Origin of the sequence: Pseudomonas chlororaphis subsp. chlororaphis (assembly GCF_003945765.1) — a bacterium.
In the GTDB taxonomy this organism is placed as follows: domain Bacteria; phylum Pseudomonadota; class Gammaproteobacteria; order Pseudomonadales; family Pseudomonadaceae; genus Aquipseudomonas; species Aquipseudomonas chlororaphis.
The window spans coordinates 4,157,222-4,174,148 of the sequence record NZ_CP027712.1; the positions used below are offsets into that span (position 1 = coordinate 4,157,222).

The following is a 16,927-nucleotide window of genomic DNA, read 5'->3' on the forward strand; positions in this document are numbered from 1 at the left end:
TGCCTAACCGGCGAAGCCCCCCTCCTCCAGAAAACGCTTTTCCTCAGGCGTACTCTCGCGTCCGAGCAGCCGATTGCGATGGGGGAAACGAGCAAATCGGCGGATGACGTCCCGATGCCCTTCGGCATGGGCGAGCCAGGGTTGCCCCAATCGAGTATTGAGCAGGACCGAAAAGTCCTGGTCGACGAGGTCCTCGGAATGGGCAAAGGGCAGGCAGAAGAACAGCCTCAGGTCAGCATCGACCGCCTCCATATACCCCGCTGCCTGCGCCAGGCGGGCGACATGTCGGGCCAGGGTGTCCGTTGCGTACATGTCCGCGGTGCCACGAAAGGCGTTGCGCGGAAACTGGTCGAGCAGGATCAGCAGCGCCAGCGCGCCCTCGGGGGTATCCAGCCAAGCGTCGCGTTCACCGCGAACCACCGACCGATGCAGGTCGAGAAAACGCTCGCGAAAGCGTCGGTCGAACGCTGGGTCCTTGGCGAACCACTGATTGGCGCCCGCCTCCCGCCAGAACCGGACGACGGCAGTTGCCTGCGTGTCGATGATAGAGGCCATGATCATCGGTCCTTGGCGACCGCATTGCCCAGGATCATGGACTTGCCGGCATAAATGCCACCCGCTACCTCCAGCGCCAGACGCTCGGCGTCCTTGCGGCGTAGATCGGCGGCAATCTCCTCGGCCCCATCGGGTGTCGCGCCCAGCACCTTCGATGCCTCTTGCCCAAAGGTCATGGCCGACTCGAAGGTGACGCGGATCTGGTAATCCACATCGGCGTTGATCAGTTCGATAGCGTGCTCCCGGTCGAGTGCGCGTGCCAGCACACGGGCATGGGGGAACCGGGTCTTGGCATACTCGACGATTCGCGTGGCGGCCTTGCGGTCGTCGACGCATACCAGGATGGCGCGGGCGTGGTGCGCCCCGGCGGCATGCAATATGTCGGGGTAGGTGCCGTCGCCGTAGTACACCTTGAAGCCGAAATCCTTGGCGTCGCGTATAACCTGAGGCTGGTTGTCGATGATGGAGATATCGGCGCCCATCGCCAGCACATGCTGACTCACGATCTGCCCAAAACGGCCAAAGCCGATGATCAGCACGCTGCCGGCCAGATTCTCCGGCGCCTGCGTGCCTTCCAGGGAGGCTCCGTGCTTGGGTCCCCAACGCCGGTAGACGATGACCACCAACGGCGTCAGAGCCATGGAGAGCACGACCACGGCAGTCATGTTGGCGTTGACCTGCGGGGCTATCACCCCACTGGCCAAGGCGGCGCCAAAGAGCACAAAGGCGAACTCACCGCCCTGGGCCATCAGCACGGCCCGGTCCATGGCATCGGCGTGGGAACTCCTCGTCAACCGCGCCAGGCTGTAGATACACAGTGACTTGACGGCCATCATCGCCAGCACGCCGGCGACGATGAGCGGCCAATTGCGTGCGACCACCGTCAAGTCCAGCGACATCCCGACGCCCAGGAAGAACAGCCCCAGCAGCAAACCACGGAAGGGTTCGATATCCGCCTCGAGCTGGTGACGGAAAGTCGACTCCGACAACAGCACCCCGGCGAGGAAGGCCCCCATGGCCATGGACAGACCGCCCAGTTGCATCAACAGTGCCGCGCCCAGCACCACCAGCAATGCGGCCGCGGTCATCACCTCGCGCGCCCTGGAGTTGGCCAGGATGTAAAACAACGGGTTGAGCAGCCAGGTCCCCACGGCGACCAGCGCCGCGAGTGAACCTGCCGCGATGCCGATACTGGCCCAGCGCGAGTCGGCAACCGGCGCAGAAGGATCGAGAGGGGCGATAAACGCCACCAGCGCCAACAGCGGTACGATCAACAGGTCTTCGAAAAGCAGTATCGCCACGATTTTCTGCCCGCGTGCCGCGGCAATGTCGCCACGCTCGCCCAACAACTGCATGACGATGGCGGTGGACGTGAGCACAAATCCCATCGCGCTGACGAAAGACACCGCCAGCGGAAAACCGAACGCCAACCCTACCCCGGTCAGCAACACACCGCAGGTCAGTGTCTGCAGACTGCCCAGGCCGAAGATGTCGCGCCGCATGCTCCACAGATGAGAGGGGCGCATTTCCAGCCCGATGACAAAGAGAAACATCACCACCCCTAACTCGGCGGTGTGCAAGATGGTCTGCGGGTCGTTGAACAGGCCCAGCCCGAAGGGACCGATCACCAGCCCCGCCGCCAGATAGCCCAGTACGGAGCCCAGGCCCAGGCGTTTGAACAGGGGCACTGCCACCACCGCCGCCCCCAGTAAGGTCACGACCTTGACCAGATCACCCGCGCTGCCCTCTACCGACATAAATGAATCTCCCGTATCCAAGGCATGTCAGGCACGGGCGAACTGCCAGAGAGCAATGCCCGCGGCCAGGGTAGGCATGGCGAAGACCAGCAACAGGATAGGTAACTCTTGGCGCACGCTATACCCCGCGTAGGTGACACCCACCCACATATTGATGCCTGCCATCAGCAGCCAGAAAGGGACAAAGGCCTTGGTCGCCAGTGCCATGCCCAGGCTGTCCCCGCCCCAAAGCCAGCCGAACAGAATAAACACCAACAGAAGGAGCAGACCTCCCGCCATGACCATCAGTACATGCATGTCCAACCTCCTGGTTCGCGCAACGTCAGGCTGGGCAAAACGCCCTGCCCCGACAAGCCTCGCGCAATAAGCAAAAAAACGCTGTTGCGCCTCGCGGGCACAGGCGAAAATACCGATGTTGAGAAGCCACACACCGCCCATGCATCGGGTGCGCTGTCCTGCATGGGCAATCGAAAGGGAGCTGCGGCGCTTCGCGTAGAATCGCCCCCCTGCAAGACTGTGCCCTACCGCAGGAACCGCGACGACAGACCCATAGGCGTACAGCTCTGTTGCAGTCAGCGAAACCATCTGGTTCAGGTCGCGTGCAAGCAGACCACCCAAGACCCTGGCCTCACTACCGGCGAGAAATACAATTGCTCCAGTGACAGAATGGCGACCATGGGAAATATCCGCCCTGCCTGCTGGATAGCGTTGAAGTCTAGGTAAGAGGGACTGACAGATAAACTCGCCCAATCTGGATAGACAATCCCAAAATTCCGCCCAGTTCAAACTGCCTTTTTCATAAAAGACAACAGCTTGATGTCAGCCATATGTCATCGAGCATTTTTCTGTTTGGCTATCGGCCACCGTGCCCGCCACTGCGCACAGTAATCAGCGGTGACATGCTGTACTCGCCGATCCAGATTCCATTTTGGCAATGGAGGACGCTTTCGGGATGACAACCAAGCTACGCCCTTCCTCGTATAATCCGCATTCTCGAATTCGACCCTCCTTGCACAAGGTGATCTGATGACGAACGAAGAGCTGCAGGCGATCGGTGACTACGTAATGCCGGAGATACCGGCCACCCGTTCCGATCTGGCATTGATCTTTGGCACGCGGCACGGCGTTGAAGAGTTCTGCGCGGAGATCGCTACCCTGTGGCACGCTCAGATGTTTCTGCGGGCTATCGTCTCGGGCGGCCAAACTGGAGAGTTCTCCACCATCGAGGCGCGCGTCATCGCGAGCCGGCTGATGGAACTCGGCATTCCGGAGACCGCCCTCCTCATAGAGCCCACAGCCACGAACACCGGCGAGAACGTTCGCTTTGCGCGTGCGCTGGCGCAATCGCAACTTGCTCCCGAAGAGTGGCGCAGCGTCCTTGTCGTCGGCAAGGTTTGCTCGGCGCGGCGATACCTGATGACGCTGCGGCGCCACTGGCCCGAACCCTCGATAAGTGCGCGGTGGATCAATTATTTCTGCGTCGACAAATCCAGTTGGCATCAAGACCCTGAGTTCTACGCGCGAGTGCTGGGTGAGTATCGAAAGATTCCTGGCTACATCGACAGCGGACTCCTGCGGGAGCTTGAAGAGCTTGGGCCGTATCCAGAAATTCCTGGTTCAAGCCTGGATCGCATCGATCCAGCGAAATAGAATCCGCCGACAACAGAGCCGGGTTCCGTCATCTGACAGAAATACTTGTCGACATCTTGGCATCACCGACTGGCGTGCAGGCAGCACGACGTTCTGAAAAGACGCAGTCCGCGGCGGAGAACACCCTCGCAACTTCCTGCAAGATAGGAAGGTCAAGTTGGTAGTGACGATAAGGTCGTGCCAGTGATGGACCTCTTGCATGCCTGGATGATCGCCCAGAGCCAGCTCGTACACGGCGGCTCGGTTATTAGCAAAGCGCTGGATTACAGTCTCAAATGCTACGAACTTATTAAAATCGTTTAACCCATTACCCCTCATGTCGATCCAGCGGGCAAGTGATATTGCCAAGTCGCTCCCCTCATAGATGGGAGCCGGTTTAAGTGTGCGGGACCGGATGTTCGGAGGCATACTTTCATTGTTCAGAAATCAAGGATTGTCTATCCATAAATGGCTAGCTTATTTTTAAATTCGAACGTTTTAAAGTAAGCGATATCTCCTGCCACCAGGAGCAGGCCATGTAGCAGGCTACTCGATCAAAAGTGAAATTATTTTCATCGACAGGGGAGCAGAAAACAGGTGGATTGATTCCTCGCGACTTGGCACAACAGGGAAGCACACTAGTGATTCACTGCAACAGTGCATCGAGTAAAAGCGATCCAGGTACGACTATTTGTTGAGTATCAAAACCTTGGATGCCGAAGAGGTATCCCAGGCAATACCTGCTCTATCGTCACCTCATGCTTTGGCGCTTTGTAGGCACGTCTATTGTCTTACAGTTACCTGGTCATCACCCGTTGATTCCGAGTTGCAGGCACATGCTTGGCTTTAATACCACCACGTTACCCGCTCGAGAAACCAGGCCGTAGGGTGCCTACTTCTACTATATCCGCGCCACTCTTGCCACCGGCATCATCGCTACAGCCGTAGGTGAGATTGCTCCATATTTTTCCGTCCAATAAAGAGGGAATATCATGGCTAAGATTAAAGTTAATGGAGATTGGCGAGAAGTTGACGCCTCGAATGGTCGTCCTCTTTTATGGGCATTACGTGAAGACTTGCAACTCACGGGAACCAAGTTTGGTTGCGGTGCGGCGCTGTGCGGTGCCTGCACCGTGCTTCTCGATGGCATACCCGTTAGATCCTGCGTGACGCCTGCCGAAGTTGTGACAGGCAGGTCCATCACCACCATCGAAGCGATGGGGAGTTCTAATATTGGCAAGCGTGTGCAGAAGGCATGGACGGACCTCAATGTCCCCCAATGCGGTTACTGTCAATCGGGTCAAGTAATGGCCGCGGTGGCATTACTTACACAAATACCGAAGCCCACCGACCCTGATATTGATCAGGCCATGTCAGGCAACATCTGTCGATGTGGGATGTACCCGCGTATTCGGGCAGCCATTCACCAGATTGCGGAGAGCCTGGCATGAAGCGCATTCTGGATACCTTTGAAACGAAGCACTCTGCCTCAGTCACAGGCCTTAGTCGGCGACATTTTCTTCAATTAAGCGCAATTGCCAGTGGCGGGATCATGGTGGGTTTTCATTTACCCGAAGTGATGGCAGGTACCCCTGTACAGATGCCCCATAAAACTGTGCAGCCTAATGCTTTTGTACGTATCACTGCTGACAACTGGATCACGGTAATTGTGGGTCATACCGAAATGGGGCAAGGCGTCACAACCATAATCCCAATGCTGGTTGCCGAGGAAATGGACGCTGATTGGCAACGTGTGCGTTGGGAGCAGGCACCCACGGCACCCGCCTATCAGAACCCTCTAATGCATCAGCAACTTACGGGTGGCAGCCTGACGACAATCGCCCAATACGAGCCTCAGCGTAAAGCCGGTGCCGCTGTCCGCGAAGTGATGCTAGCTGCCGCCGCAAAGCGCTGGCACGTCGATGTGTCATCACTGCGTACCGACACCGGCCGCGTGATCCACGACGCGAGCGATCGTAGCGCCACTTACGGTGAGCTAGCAGTCGATGCCGTGGGTATTGAGCCGCCAGCAAATCCAAAGCTCAAGGACCCGAAGAACTTCAAGATCATCGGCAAACCACTCCGCCGTATCGACGCCATGACCAAGGTCGACGGTTCGGGCAAGTTTGGCATGGATGCCTATGTACCTGGCATGCTCATCGCGGTGCTCGCGCGCCCGCCGCTTTTCGGTGGCAAAATCTCCCATGTCGACGCCACAGTGGCCAAGGCTATGCCCAATGTCGTCGGTGTCTATGAAACGCCGCAGGGGGTCGCTGTGGTGGCCAAGGATTTCTGGTCGGCAAAGCGAGCTCGTGATGCCCTCGTTCTGATGTATAGCGATGTGATTGGCGAGCGCGTTTCGACGGATGAACAGCGCATTATGTATCGTCATCTGATGTCACTTGAAGGAACGGTGGCACGTAGCACTGGCGATATAGAATTGGCACAACGGAGCGCCGCGAAAACATTCACCGCCGACTACTGGTTTCCTTACCTCACCCACGCGCCGATGGAGCCACTCAATGCCACCATCGATTATCGCGGAGGAAACACTGCTGAAGTATGGATGAGCACGCAATGGCCCGAAGGTGACCAACATGCGGCGGCCTCGGTACTTGGGCTGAAACCGGAGCAGGTAAAACTCCATACCCTGTTGACCGGCGGTGGATTTGGTCGACGCTCTTCGCTCGGTTTCGACGTCATCATCGCGGCCGCGCACATCGCCAAGGCAGTTCGTCGGCCGGTCAAGATGATCTGGACACGCGATCAAGATATCCAGGGCGGTTATTATCGTCCCAGTGCCTACCATCGGCTCAGTGCGACTCTTGACTCTCAGGGCACTATTACCTCTTGGACCAACCGTATCGCCGTGCAGTCGATCGGTACGGGCACAGTGATGGAACGCTTCATTGTCAAAAACGGCATTGACTCGCTCTCGGTTGAAGGAGCTGAAGATATTCCTTACGCCATCCCGAATCTGCGAGTCGACTTGCACACGCCACGCTTCCAGGTTCCCGTATTGTGGATGCGCTCAGTGGGGCACTCGCATACAGCCTTCGCCGTTGAGCACTTTCTTGAAGAGATTGCGCATGGGATAGGCAAGGATCCTTACCAAATGCGTCGTGAACTGCTGCAAGAAAAGCCGCGTCACCTTGCCACACTCGATGCAGTGGCCAAGTTGGCCAATTGGTCGACGCAACCGAAAGCAGGCGTATTCCGAGGCATTGTGGTCCACGAGTCATACGGTAGTTTTGTAGGGACCGTGGTCGAGGCTAGCGTCGCGACTGATCAAACGCTTACCGTGCATAAGGTGTACTCCGTCATTGACTGCGGCGTGGCGGTTAATCCCGACCTGGTCAAGGCGCAGATGGAGTCGAGCATTGCTTTTGGTCTCTCGTCAGCGCTGTATGGCGAAATTACCCTGAACAAAGGCGAGGTACAGCAGGGCAACTACGATGACTATCCAGTCGTCCGCATGAGTCAGATGCCGCAGATCGAAACGATGGTAGTAGAAAGCGCCGAGTCTCCCGGTGGCGCTGGGGAGCCTGGCGTTGCTGGCGTGGCTCCAGCGCTGGCCAACGCAATCCTATGGGCGACCGGGCAGCCAGTACGATCGCTACCGCTACGCCATTCCTTTCGTGTTGTCTAAGGTAACCTGACATGTACATCACAAGAGCGACGATTCTGCGGCTGTCTGCCGCGCTGAGTATTATGTCATTCGACGCACAGGCTCAGGAGCCCAACGCTTATCAATTGTTCGATCCAGTCGTGAGCGTCTTACAAAGCCCCCGCTGTATGAACTGCCATCAGAGTGCACGGCCGACCCAAAAAGATTCGATGATTGCTCATATCCAGAATGTAGTGCGTGGCACGGCAGGTCTGGGAGCACCCACGATGCAATGTATTGCCTGCCATCAAGAGAAGAACACCGCCGACGGCAAGGTGCCAGGTGCTCGCGGGTGGCATATGCCACCGTTGCCTATGGTCTGGGAGGGGCTGACCAGTGCGCAGATATGCCATCAAATGCAGGACCCCAAACGCAATGGCAATCGTAAAACACCCGAAGAAGTCATCGAACATATGAGAACTGATCCGCTGGTGCTATGGGCTTGGGATCCCGGTGCTGGTCGATCCACGCCAAGCATCACACACGATCAGTTTATCGAGCGATTGGAGCTCTGGGCCAAGGCTGGGATGCCATGCCCGGACGAGCAAGCAGCGGCACGCTGAGCGTGACGATCAACACATGACGACGCTGCTGGTTAACGTCATTGGCCTATCGACGTCTGCGACTCAAGGCATGCTGCGCTGGAGAGCTAACCTCGCCGCTGAACGCGTCGAATAGGACCGCAAGGCAGCAACGGGTCAAGGCCAGGGTATTGGCATCAGCCCTTTGGCAGCTTTGCGCCTAGGCGGTTGAGGTCTCAATCGAGCATAGCGAGATCCATATCCATACCCGCCGCGTGGTCTGTGTGATTGACTGCGGTACTCCGTTAACCAAAAGAGCGACGGCCGAATGGTTGGATATCCCGAACATTTTGAGTCGGGAGTTCGATGTGCCGGCACCCAACCAGGTGTGGTGCGGGGACATCACTTACATCTTGGCCCAGGATAAATGACACTATCTGGCGGTTGTGCTGGATCCGCAGGACCTACTGTTTCACTCGGATCAGGGGTCAAAGCGCCGGATTAATGTACTAAAAAATCGTGGCTGCTAGTACTTTCGAGAAGAACTTACTGGAACGAAAAAAGAGGCCGAAGCCTCTTATTTTCAGTTTCTGCAGACTTCAATAGAAGCCTGTAGAACAATAATTGGAGCGGGAAACGAGACTCGAACTCGCGACCCCGACCTTGGCAAGGTCGTGCTCTACCAACTGAGCTATTCCCGCGTCTTGGTGGTGTGCATTCTATAGAAATTCGAAACTGCGTCAACCCCTTGATTCAAAAAAGTTTTATTTCTTTTCCACATCGGTCTTCAGATGCGGCCAAGCGGCGCGCAGGTACTGCAGCATGGACCACAGGGTCAGGCCTCCCGCGATCAGCAGCAAGGCATAACCCAGCAGCACCCAGAAGGTGAAGGCCGGCGGGTTGGCCAGCAGGATCACCAGCGCCAGCATCTGCGCGGCGGTTTTCCATTTGCCCATGTTGGACACCGCCACCTGGGCGCGGGCACCCAGTTCGGCCATCCACTCGCGGAGGGCGGAGACGACGATTTCACGTCCGATGATCACCGCCGCCGGCAGGGTCAGCCACAGGTTGCCGTGCTCTTGCACCAGCAGCACCAGGGCCACCGCCACCATCAATTTGTCGGCCACCGGATCGAGGAAGGCCCCGAACGGCGTGCTTTGCTCCAGGCGGCGCGCCAGGTAACCATCGAGCCAGTCGGTGGCCGCAGCGAACGCGAAGACAGAACTGGCAGCGATGTAGCTCCAGGAGTAAGGCAGGTAAAACAGCAAAATGAAGATTGGGATGAGCAGAACGCGTAGAACGGTGATCAGATTAGGGATATTCATCGGCACAACTGGCTACGAGGTGAGTTGGCAATCTACTCGAAAAAGACAGCAGATGAGGTAGGCACGGCCATTCTACGGGCTTCTCGCACAGCGTGTCTAACACTGTTCCAAGACTTTGAGCGCCTCGAAAGAGCAACTGAATGGTCGTCCCATGGCTCACCTGGGCAGCCCGACCAGCCACGGCGGGACAATCATCACCGGGTCGGGTGACACCTTCGGCGGTGTTGTCTTGGGCCCACTCCAAGTGGGCTTTCTGAGAGTGTCTTATTGGACGGTGCTGGTGTAGGGCAAATCGGATCAGACACTTGGCGCGTCATCAAAAACCCTAAGAGACTTGATACCGGGTGAGACAACCTATGATACAGGGCACATTTCCCCCCGATTGGTGGGCCGATACGCCCCCGGCCCGGTGCATCTACATCACGCCAAAACGGTGGAGAACAATGGGCATTTACCTTGATGGGAGCGCTAAGATCGACATCACTAAAACAGCCCCTGATGTTATTGCCCGCCTGAAACAGTGCCCCGGTCAGCCTGACCCTTTCAGGCCCTGAGCTCTCCCCTACTCACTATGCAAGTTCGCATAAATCAGTTCAGCGAGCTTTTTACTGATCCCCGGCGCCTTGGCGATCTCCTCGATGCTGGCGCGAGACAGTTCCTGCAATCCGCCAAAGTGTTTCAGCAGGTCGCGGCGGCGCTTGGGGCCGACGCCGGCCACGCCTTCGAGGGTCGAAGTGCGGCGGGTCTTGCCGCGACGCGCGCGGTGGCCGGTGATGGCGAAACGGTGAGCCTCGTCGCGGATCTGCTGGATCAGGTGCAGCGCCGGTGAGTCGCCCTTGAGGGTGAACTCATGGGCCGCATCGTTGAGGTAGAGGGTCTCGAAGCCGGCCTTGCGCGTCGCGCCCTTGGCCACCCCCAAGAGGATCAGGTCGGGCACCGCCAGCTCGTTGAGCACGTCGCGGGCCATGGACAGCTGGCCCTTGCCGCCGTCCACCAACAGGATGTCCGGCAGCTTGCCCTCACCGTCCTTGAGTTTGCTGAAGCGCCGGGTCAGGGCCTGGTGCATCGCCGCATAGTCGTCGCCGGCGGTGACGCCTTCGATGTTGTAGCGCCGGTAATCGGACTTCAGCGGACCTTCCGGGCCAAATACCACGCAGGACGCCACGGTCGCCTCGCCGCTGGAGTGACTGATGTCGTAACACTCCAGGCGTTGCGGCGGCTCGTCCAGGTTCAGCACTTCGGCCAGGGCTTCGAAACGTGCGGCCACATGCTGCCGATTGGCCAGCCGCGCGCTCAGGGCCTGCTCGGCGTTGGTCACCGCCAGCTGCTGCCAGCGCGCCCGCGTGCCGCGCACCCGGTGGCTGATGCTCAGCTCGCGACCGCGCAAGGCCTGGATCGCGGTGATCAGGGTCGGGAAATCTTCATGGACCACGTTGACGATCAGCTCGCTGGGCAGGTCGCGCTCCGGGCTGCTGAGAAAGTACTGGCCAAGGAATGCCGACATGACCTCGGCCACCTCTTCCTCGATACCCACCTGGGGAAAGAAGTTCTTGCTGCCCAGCACCCGGCCGCCACGCACGCTGATCAGGTGCACACAGGCGCCGCCCGGGTTGACGAAAGCCGCCACCACATCGACGTCGCCGCTGCCGCCTTCCATGCTCTGCTGGTCCTGCACCCGCCGCAGCAGGGAAATCTGGTCGCGCAGCTCGGCGGCCTTCTCGAAGTCCAGGGTGCTGGCCGCCTGCTCCATGCCCGCCGACAGTTCGTCGGTCAGGGCATTGCTGCGGCCTTCGAGGAACATCACCGAGTGGCGCACATCCTCGGCATACACCTCGGCCTCCACCAGGCCGACGCACGGCGCCTTGCAGCGCTTGATCTGATATTGCAGGCACGGCCGGGTGCGGTTCTTGTAGTAGCTGTCCTCGCACTGGCGGACCATGAAGGTCTTTTGCAGCAGGCTCAGGCTCTCGCGAATCGCCCCGGCGCTGGGGTACGGCCCGAAGTACTTGCCCTTTTGCTTCTTCGCCCCGCGATGGATGCTGAAACGCGGAAACTCGCCGTCCGACAGAAACACATAGGGATAGGACTTATCGTCGCGCAACAGGATGTTGTACGGCGGCCGCCATTCCTTGATCAGCGTCTGCTCCAGCAGCAGGGCTTCGGTTTCGTTGGCGGTGATGGTGGTTTCGATCTGCGCGATGCGCCCCACCAGGGCAGCGGTCTTCGGCGCCAGGCCGGTCTTGCGAAAGTAGCTGGCCAGGCGGCTCTTCAGGTTCTTGGCTTTACCGACGTAAAGCAGACGTGCATCGCCGTCGAACATGCGATACACGCCAGGACGGCCACTGCAGGTGGAAAGAAAAGCACTGGGATCAAACGGGTCGGTCATTGTCAGGCGCTGGCATCGACCATGCCGTGGCGAACCGCCAGCAACGTCAGTTCGACATCACTGCTGATCGAGAGCTTCTCGAAGATACGGTAACGGTAGGTATTCACGGTTTTCGGAGACAGGCACAACTTGTCGGAGATGATCTGCACTTTCTGGCAGCCGACAATCATCAGCGCAATCTGGATCTCGCGCTCCGACAAGGCGTCGAACGGTGAATCACTGGACGGCTGGAATGACTTGAACACCAGTTGCTGGGCAATCTGCGGGCTGATGTAACGCTGGCCGGCAAACACCAGGCGGATGGCCTGCACCATTTCGTTGAGACCCGCGCCCTTGGTCAGGTAACCCGCCGCACCGGCTTGCAGCAAGCGGGTCGGGAACGGATCTTCTTCACACACGGTGACGGCCACGACTTTGATATCCGGGTGACTGCGCAATAACTTGCGCGTGGCTTCAAGACCGCCGATCCCGGGCATCTTGACGTCCATGAGGACCACATCGGGTTTCAATTCCCGGGCCTTGAGCAGGGATTCCTCCCCTGATTCGGCCTGACCGACCACTTGCAGGCCATCGATGTCAGCCAGCATTCGTGTAATACCTGTATGAACGAGATCATGGTCATCGACTACTAGCACCCTAATCAAGCAGACACCTCGCGATTTGGTCTTATAGGTTGCCGGACACCTTAGCAAAAAAGCAGCGTGCTGACCTAATGACAAACACCATATAAAAAGCACTTGTTCACCAGGGGTATCCGGTGGATGGTTGATGCGCTGCGAACGCCCTGCCCTAAGGCTCTCGGGCGTCCGCCTTTCTTTTCATGAGGCTGGAAACCGAAAGCTCGGCAAGGGTATGGGTCAGGTGCCGGATCGCGTCCTGATCTTCCTTGTACAAAGCCCGATAACTGACGAGGATTCTCTCTTCGCTCTGGCTGAGGTTATCGGCCCTGGTCGGGGTCCGCCTGCCGGTCACTATATAAAGGACATCGACCCCTTTTGCCGCCACCCGGGACAAGTAATCCGCCTTGGGCACACGGTCTCCACTTTCATATCTGCCTTGGGCATTGGCTTCCACGCCGCCAACTTCACCAAATTTTTTCTGCGACAACCCCAGGCGTTCCCTTTCCTGTCTTAACCGCGAACCGATTCCACTCATTTGGATGTATGATCCTTTTTTATGCACCCCTAGGGGTGTTACACCCTTCAAGCATTGAACAAATTTGAACGGTTTTGAACTATGCCCGGTATCCGCACTGCCGCACAAGCCAAGGCCTGGCTTGAACATCAAGGTAAATCGGTTCAACAGTTCGCCCGTGAACACGGGGTCGACCCAGCCACCACCTACCAGGTATTGGCCGGCCGCAAGAAAGGACGACGCGGAGAGGCGCACAAGGTGGCCGTATTGCTGGGTATGAAAGACGGCATCATCCTGGCCGAGCCGGAGGATCCCGGTCAGGCGCCCGCCTGATCCTCGACTGTCGCCACACTGCTCGGGACAACCGCCGTCCCACACAAAAACCAGCGGCTACGCATCCGCGGCGCTGCTTCGCTCCATCCGTAGAAAGCACTCGTCTTCCCCGACCACCTTCAGCCCCATGCGCCCATAGAGCGCCTGCGCCGGGTTGTCCTTGAACACCGTCAGCCGCAGCAGCCCACGCCGTTCACCACGCGCCATCGCCAACACCTGTTCGATGGTCCAGGCCCCGGCACCTTGCCCGCGAAACGCCTCGAGCACATGCAACTCGCGAATATACAAGGCCCTGGAATCGCGACTCAGGCTGACGAATCCCAGCACCTCGGCACCCTGGCAGATCAGCAGGTTCTCCCGCCCGGCCCAGGCCACATCGAAGGCTTCGTCCAGCCACAACAGGTCGTGACGGATGTAATAGCCCAGCATGGTGCTGCGGGTCAGGTCGCGGGCGAACAGCAGATCCTCCGAGGTGCTGGCCGGACGCAGTTGGAAACCGTTCAAGGCGCTTCGACCGTCACTTGTTGACCACTCCAGCGACCGGCGTCGCGCCGGGCGATCAGCAACTCGTCGCCACAGCCTGCGGCGGCCACGATCAACCCGCCATCCGGCCCCCAGATCGCGCTGCGGCCCGCCGACACCCAGCCCCCGGTCGGTCCGCCGTGGTTGGCCATCAGCACCAGCATTGCATGCTCTGCGGCATAGCCCTGCAACAAGGTACTGTCCGCGGCGTAGCCGTTTTCGCTGATCAGCACGCCGGCGGCATAGATGCCGGCGCCGGACTGCGCCGCCGCACGTGCATGGCTGGCCTGGGAGAAATCGGCGCACACCGCCAGGGCCACCCGGTCCTCGGCGAACCTCAGGTTCGCGCCACCCGTGCCTGGGCTGAACACCAACTCCTCGCCGGCATGCAGATGCTGCTTGCTATAGACCGCCAACGAACCATCGGCTGCCAGCACCAGGGCGCCGATCAACAACGGCCCCTCGGCCGACAGGCGAATGGGCATGCCCACCACCGCCGTCACCCCCAGCTCCCGGGCCAGGTCGCGTAACGGTTGCAACAACGGGCTTTGGGGCAAGACCGCCAGCTCGGCCGCCAGCGTGGGCTCGTAACCGGTCAGGGACAACTCGGGAAACACCAACAATTGCACGCCCCGCTCCACCGCGGCGCGGATAAAGGCCTGGTGCCGGGCGATATTGCCCGGCAGGTCTCCGGCAACGGAAATCGATTGGGCGGCGGCAAGGGTCAGGGAGGTCATGATTCGTCCTGAATGAACACAAATGAGGGCGTGGCGAGTGTGTCATAAAACTTCAAAGCGCTTCACTCATAGGCACTTACTGGCCAGGTAATAGGAATTTCTGATTGAACCGCCACCCCGGCCTCTAGTAAGCTCGGCCCACTTCACGGAGAAACAGCATGTCGTCCCTCACCCTTTCCATGCATCGTCACACTGCCAGCGCCTCGCGCGTCGGTGCGGCTGCCTGGGTGAAAAACGCCTGCGCGACCGTGAGCTTTTATTTTGGGTATTGGTTTAGCCACTGGCGCGCCTGATACCCAAACGGCGCCCACTTGAACGGGTCGCCTACCAGAGAAAATCTCACCCCCGGTCGGCCTCCCGACCGGGGGTTTTGTTTTTCTGGGCCAACGATTTTTAACCACGACTTTCAGCAACACACCGAACTTACCGAGGATTGAAACCATGAACTACGCCACCTATTACCGTTACGACACTTGCACCACCTGGCGATTTAGCAGCCTCCGTTCGGGACAGCCTGCCGCCTCCGATCGGTCACCTACTGGTGGCAAACACACCTGCACAGCCAATCCGGCCAATTGTCGAACACCCCAGTAGGGCCGCGCGCGGGACACTGCCCGCCGCCTGCCCAGGAAGCCTTGAACATGAACTCGTCCGTATCCGCTCTGCCGCTGTCCACCCGCAACTGCGCCAACGAAGCCCTGAGCCAGCGCCTGCCCAGCTCGCTGGAGCTCAAGCAGCAACTGCCGCTCAGCCCGACCCTCGGCCAGCAAGTCACCGCCCATCGCCAGGCGGTGCGCGCCATCCTCAACGGTGAAGACTCCCGTTTGCTGGTCGTCGTCGGCCCCTGCTCGATCCACGATCCCCAGTCCGCCCTGGAATACGCCAGCAACCTGGCCAGCCTGGCCGCCGAGGTCAGCGACGACCTGCTGCTGGTAATGCGTGCCTACGTCGAAAAACCGCGCACCACCGTCGGCTGGAAAGGCCTGGCCTACGACCCGCGCCTGGATGGCAGTGACGACATGGCCGGCGGCCTGACCCTGTCCCGTGAACTGATGCGCGAAATCCTCCGCCTGGGCCTGCCGATCGCCACCGAGCTGCTGCAACCCATGGCCGCCGGCTACTTCGACGACCTGCTGAGCTGGGTCGCCATTGGCGCGCGCACCACCGAATCGCAGATCCACCGGGAAATGGCCAGCGGCCTGGGCATGCCCGTGGGCTTCAAGAACGGCACCGACGGCGGCGTCGGCATCGCCTGCGACGCCATGCGCTCGGCGGCGCACCCGCACCGCCACTTCGGCGTCGACAGCCAGGGCCATCCGGCGGTGATCCAGACCCCGGGCAACCCCGATACTCACCTGGTGCTGCGTGGCGGCCATCGCGGCCCGAACTACGATCGCCAGAGCGTGGCCCAGGTCCAGCACGACTTGCAGAAACTGAAGATCCCGGCGCGGATCATGGTCGATTGCAGCCATGCCAACAGCGGCAAGGACCCGTTGCGCCAACCGGCGGTGTTCGGCGAGGTCCTGGAGCAGCGCCTGCTGGGCGATTCGTCCCTGGTCGGGGTGATGCTGGAGAGCCATCTGTTCGAGGGTTGCCAACCCCTGAGCCCGACGCTGCGCTACGGGGTTTCGGTGACGGACGGTTGCCTGGGCTGGGACGCCACCGAGCAGCTGCTGCGCAATGCCGCCCGGCAACTGCGCAACAGCCGGCAAGCCATTCCGGCTTCCGCCTGAACCTGCCCCCGTAGGAGCGAGGCTTGCCCGCGATACAGGCGACGCGGCAAGTCAGGTACACCGCGTCATCGTTATCGCGGGCAAGCCTCGCTCCTACAGAATAAATGCCATCGACCGACCATCCCTTGCTGCAATGCCTTGACGGAACTTTGACGAGAAATAGGCTACACAATCCGGTAGGCTCACCACTTTCTTGAAAGGAGCAACTCCCCATGGCCAAAGCCACTGCCCGTCACATCCTCGTTGCCAGCGAAGCCAAGTGCAACGAACTGAAAGCCGAAATCGAAGCCGGCGCCGACTTCGCCGAAGTCGCCAAGAAGAACTCCACTTGCCCATCCAGCCGTGACGGCGGCAACCTCGGCTCGTTCGGCCCAGGCCAGATGGTCAAGGAATTCGACACCGTGGTGTTCAGCGCCCCGGTCAATGTCGTGCAAGGCCCGGTGAAAACCCAGTTCGGTTATCACCTGCTGGAAGTGACCAGCCGCCAGGACTGACCCTGTCGCGATTTGCGTGAACGACGGCCCGCCCTTTGGTGGGCCGTTGTGTTTGGGCTACGGCCCGCGCTGGTCAGCAGCGCGCCGGTAGCGTACAAATCGTGATCATCGATCACCCGGCTCTTAAGGCTGAC

Annotated in this window: 17 protein-coding genes, 1 tRNA gene and 1 pseudogene; 9 read left to right on the top strand and 10 right to left on the bottom strand. The window is 59.5% G+C overall.

Translation table 11 applies throughout. The features are described from left to right. Positions 1-3: 3 nt before the first annotated feature. Genes C4K27_RS18795 through C4K27_RS31495 form a run of 3 tightly spaced genes read right to left on the bottom strand, consistent with a single transcriptional unit; the run spans position 4 to position 2,930 of the window. Entirely contained in the window at positions 4-561 is a 558-nt protein-coding gene (locus C4K27_RS18795) for a DUF924 family protein (RefSeq protein WP_081002313.1), read from the bottom strand. After that, the gene (locus C4K27_RS18800; protein ID WP_053261701.1) at positions 558-2,312 is read right to left on the bottom strand and encodes a monovalent cation:proton antiporter-2 (CPA2) family protein; all 1,755 of its coding nucleotides are present in this window, start codon (positions 2,310-2,312) and stop codon (positions 558-560) included. The genes C4K27_RS18795 and C4K27_RS18800 overlap by 4 nt, the downstream gene beginning before the upstream one ends. Positions 2,313-2,339: 27 nt before the next feature. Further along, complete coding sequence (locus tag C4K27_RS31495; protein WP_238437491.1) at positions 2,340-2,930, bottom strand: hypothetical protein; 591 nt, start codon at positions 2,928-2,930, stop codon at positions 2,340-2,342. Between the two features lie 408 nt (positions 2,931-3,338). Here C4K27_RS31495 and C4K27_RS18810 point away from each other — a divergent pair, with 408 nt between their 5' ends. The 5 genes and pseudogenes from C4K27_RS18810 to C4K27_RS31770 all read left to right on the top strand — a co-directional run. Continuing rightward, positions 3,339-3,962, top strand: a complete 624-nt coding sequence (locus tag C4K27_RS18810; protein ID WP_053261702.1) for a YdcF family protein — start codon at positions 3,339-3,341, stop codon at positions 3,960-3,962. Positions 3,963-4,933: 971 nt separating this feature from the next. Further along, a complete protein-coding gene (locus C4K27_RS18815; protein ID WP_081002314.1) occupies positions 4,934-5,392 on the top strand; it encodes a (2Fe-2S)-binding protein in 459 nt (152 codons plus the stop codon). After that, the gene (locus tag C4K27_RS18820; protein ID WP_081002315.1) at positions 5,389-7,590 is read left to right on the top strand and encodes a xanthine dehydrogenase family protein molybdopterin-binding subunit; all 2,202 of its coding nucleotides are present in this window, start codon (positions 5,389-5,391) and stop codon (positions 7,588-7,590) included. The genes C4K27_RS18815 and C4K27_RS18820 overlap by 4 nt, the downstream gene beginning before the upstream one ends. 11 nt (positions 7,591-7,601) lie before the next feature. Continuing rightward, entirely contained in the window at positions 7,602-8,171 is a 570-nt protein-coding gene (locus C4K27_RS18825) for a hypothetical protein (RefSeq protein ID WP_009044406.1), read from the top strand. Between the two features lie 254 nt (positions 8,172-8,425). Beyond that, a pseudogene (locus C4K27_RS31770) lies at positions 8,426-8,623 on the top strand (IS3 family transposase); the annotation flags it as partial. A 131-nt stretch (positions 8,624-8,754) separates the two neighbouring features. On the opposite strand, the gene C4K27_RS18835 reads toward C4K27_RS31770, so the two are convergent. From C4K27_RS18835 to C4K27_RS18860, 5 genes are all read right to left on the bottom strand, one after another. Further along, positions 8,755-8,830, bottom strand: a tRNA-Gly gene (locus tag C4K27_RS18835). A 63-nt stretch (positions 8,831-8,893) separates the two neighbouring features. After that, positions 8,894-9,454 carry a CDP-diacylglycerol--glycerol-3-phosphate 3-phosphatidyltransferase gene (gene pgsA / locus C4K27_RS18840; RefSeq protein ID WP_053261704.1) on the bottom strand — a complete coding sequence of 187 codons (561 nt, stop codon included), beginning with the start codon at positions 9,452-9,454 and terminating at the stop codon, positions 8,894-8,896. A gap of 562 nt (positions 9,455-10,016) precedes the next feature. Then, positions 10,017-11,840 carry an excinuclease ABC subunit UvrC gene (gene uvrC / locus C4K27_RS18850; RefSeq protein WP_009044408.1) on the bottom strand — a complete coding sequence of 608 codons (1,824 nt, stop codon included), beginning with the start codon at positions 11,838-11,840 and terminating at the stop codon, positions 10,017-10,019. A gap of 2 nt (positions 11,841-11,842) precedes the next feature. Further along, positions 11,843-12,484 carry a response regulator transcription factor GacA gene (gene gacA / locus C4K27_RS18855; protein ID WP_081002316.1) on the bottom strand — a complete coding sequence of 214 codons (642 nt, stop codon included), beginning with the start codon at positions 12,482-12,484 and terminating at the stop codon, positions 11,843-11,845. Positions 12,485-12,629: 145 nt separating this feature from the next. Beyond that, positions 12,630-12,995, bottom strand: a complete 366-nt coding sequence (locus C4K27_RS18860; RefSeq protein ID WP_053261705.1) for a helix-turn-helix domain-containing protein — start codon at positions 12,993-12,995, stop codon at positions 12,630-12,632. 81 nt (positions 12,996-13,076) lie between these two features. Between C4K27_RS18860 and C4K27_RS18865 the strand changes: the two genes are divergently transcribed. Beyond that, positions 13,077-13,307: a DNA-binding protein gene (locus C4K27_RS18865; protein WP_053261706.1), complete on the top strand. Its 231-nt coding sequence runs from the start codon at positions 13,077-13,079 to the stop codon at positions 13,305-13,307. Positions 13,308-13,364: 57 nt separating this feature from the next. On the opposite strand, the gene C4K27_RS18870 is transcribed toward C4K27_RS18865, so the two are convergent. Then, positions 13,365-13,811 carry a GNAT family N-acetyltransferase gene (locus C4K27_RS18870; RefSeq protein ID WP_053261707.1) on the bottom strand — a complete coding sequence of 149 codons (447 nt, stop codon included), beginning with the start codon at positions 13,809-13,811 and terminating at the stop codon, positions 13,365-13,367. Continuing rightward, on the bottom strand, positions 13,808-14,566 hold the full coding sequence (locus C4K27_RS18875) for a carbon-nitrogen hydrolase family protein (protein WP_053261708.1): 759 nt from the start codon (positions 14,564-14,566) through the stop codon (positions 13,808-13,810). Before C4K27_RS18875 ends, C4K27_RS18870 begins: the two co-directional genes overlap by 4 nt. Before the next feature lie 158 nt (positions 14,567-14,724). Between C4K27_RS18875 and C4K27_RS31615 the strand changes: the two genes are divergently transcribed. The 3 genes from C4K27_RS31615 to C4K27_RS18885 all read left to right on the top strand — a co-directional run bounded on the left by C4K27_RS31615 (position 14,725) and on the right by C4K27_RS18885 (position 16,793). Further along, entirely contained in the window at positions 14,725-14,859 is a 135-nt protein-coding gene (locus C4K27_RS31615; protein ID WP_255313558.1) for a hypothetical protein, read from the top strand. Positions 14,860-15,207: 348 nt separating this feature from the next. After that, the gene (locus C4K27_RS18880; RefSeq protein ID WP_053261709.1) at positions 15,208-16,299 is read left to right on the top strand and encodes a 3-deoxy-7-phosphoheptulonate synthase; all 1,092 of its coding nucleotides are present in this window, start codon (positions 15,208-15,210) and stop codon (positions 16,297-16,299) included. Between the two features lie 212 nt (positions 16,300-16,511). After that, on the top strand, positions 16,512-16,793 hold the full coding sequence (locus tag C4K27_RS18885; RefSeq protein ID WP_007924449.1) for a peptidylprolyl isomerase: 282 nt from the start codon (positions 16,512-16,514) through the stop codon (positions 16,791-16,793). Positions 16,794-16,927 lie beyond the last annotated feature (134 nt).

Bases quoted from the DNA above. Each gene is read 5' to 3' on its own strand.
- C4K27_RS18880 (WP_053261709.1), top strand. From the start codon at position 15,208: ATGAACTCGTCCGTATCCGCTCTGCCGCTGTCCACCCGCAACTGCGCC.
- C4K27_RS18875 (WP_053261708.1), bottom strand. From the start codon at position 14,566: ATGACCTCCCTGACCCTTGCCGCCGCCCAATCGATTTCCGTTGCCGGA.
- C4K27_RS18865 (WP_053261706.1), top strand. From the start codon at position 13,077: ATGCCCGGTATCCGCACTGCCGCACAAGCCAAGGCCTGGCTTGAACAT.
- C4K27_RS18815 (WP_081002314.1), top strand. From the start codon at position 4,934: ATGGCTAAGATTAAAGTTAATGGAGATTGGCGAGAAGTTGACGCCTCG.
- C4K27_RS18810 (WP_053261702.1), top strand. From the start codon at position 3,339: ATGACGAACGAAGAGCTGCAGGCGATCGGTGACTACGTAATGCCGGAG.
- C4K27_RS18885 (WP_007924449.1), top strand. From the start codon at position 16,512: ATGGCCAAAGCCACTGCCCGTCACATCCTCGTTGCCAGCGAAGCCAAG.
- C4K27_RS18795 (WP_081002313.1), bottom strand. From the start codon at position 561: ATGATCATGGCCTCTATCATCGACACGCAGGCAACTGCCGTCGTCCGG.
- uvrC (WP_009044408.1), bottom strand. From the start codon at position 11,840: ATGACCGACCCGTTTGATCCCAGTGCTTTTCTTTCCACCTGCAGTGGC.
- C4K27_RS31615 (WP_255313558.1), top strand. From the start codon at position 14,725: ATGTCGTCCCTCACCCTTTCCATGCATCGTCACACTGCCAGCGCCTCG.
- C4K27_RS18860 (WP_053261705.1), bottom strand. From the start codon at position 12,995: ATGAGTGGAATCGGTTCGCGGTTAAGACAGGAAAGGGAACGCCTGGGG.
- C4K27_RS18825 (WP_009044406.1), top strand. From the start codon at position 7,602: ATGTACATCACAAGAGCGACGATTCTGCGGCTGTCTGCCGCGCTGAGT.
- C4K27_RS18820 (WP_081002315.1), top strand. From the start codon at position 5,389: ATGAAGCGCATTCTGGATACCTTTGAAACGAAGCACTCTGCCTCAGTC.
- C4K27_RS18800 (WP_053261701.1), bottom strand. From the start codon at position 2,312: ATGTCGGTAGAGGGCAGCGCGGGTGATCTGGTCAAGGTCGTGACCTTA.
- pgsA (WP_053261704.1), bottom strand. From the start codon at position 9,454: ATGAATATCCCTAATCTGATCACCGTTCTACGCGTTCTGCTCATCCCA.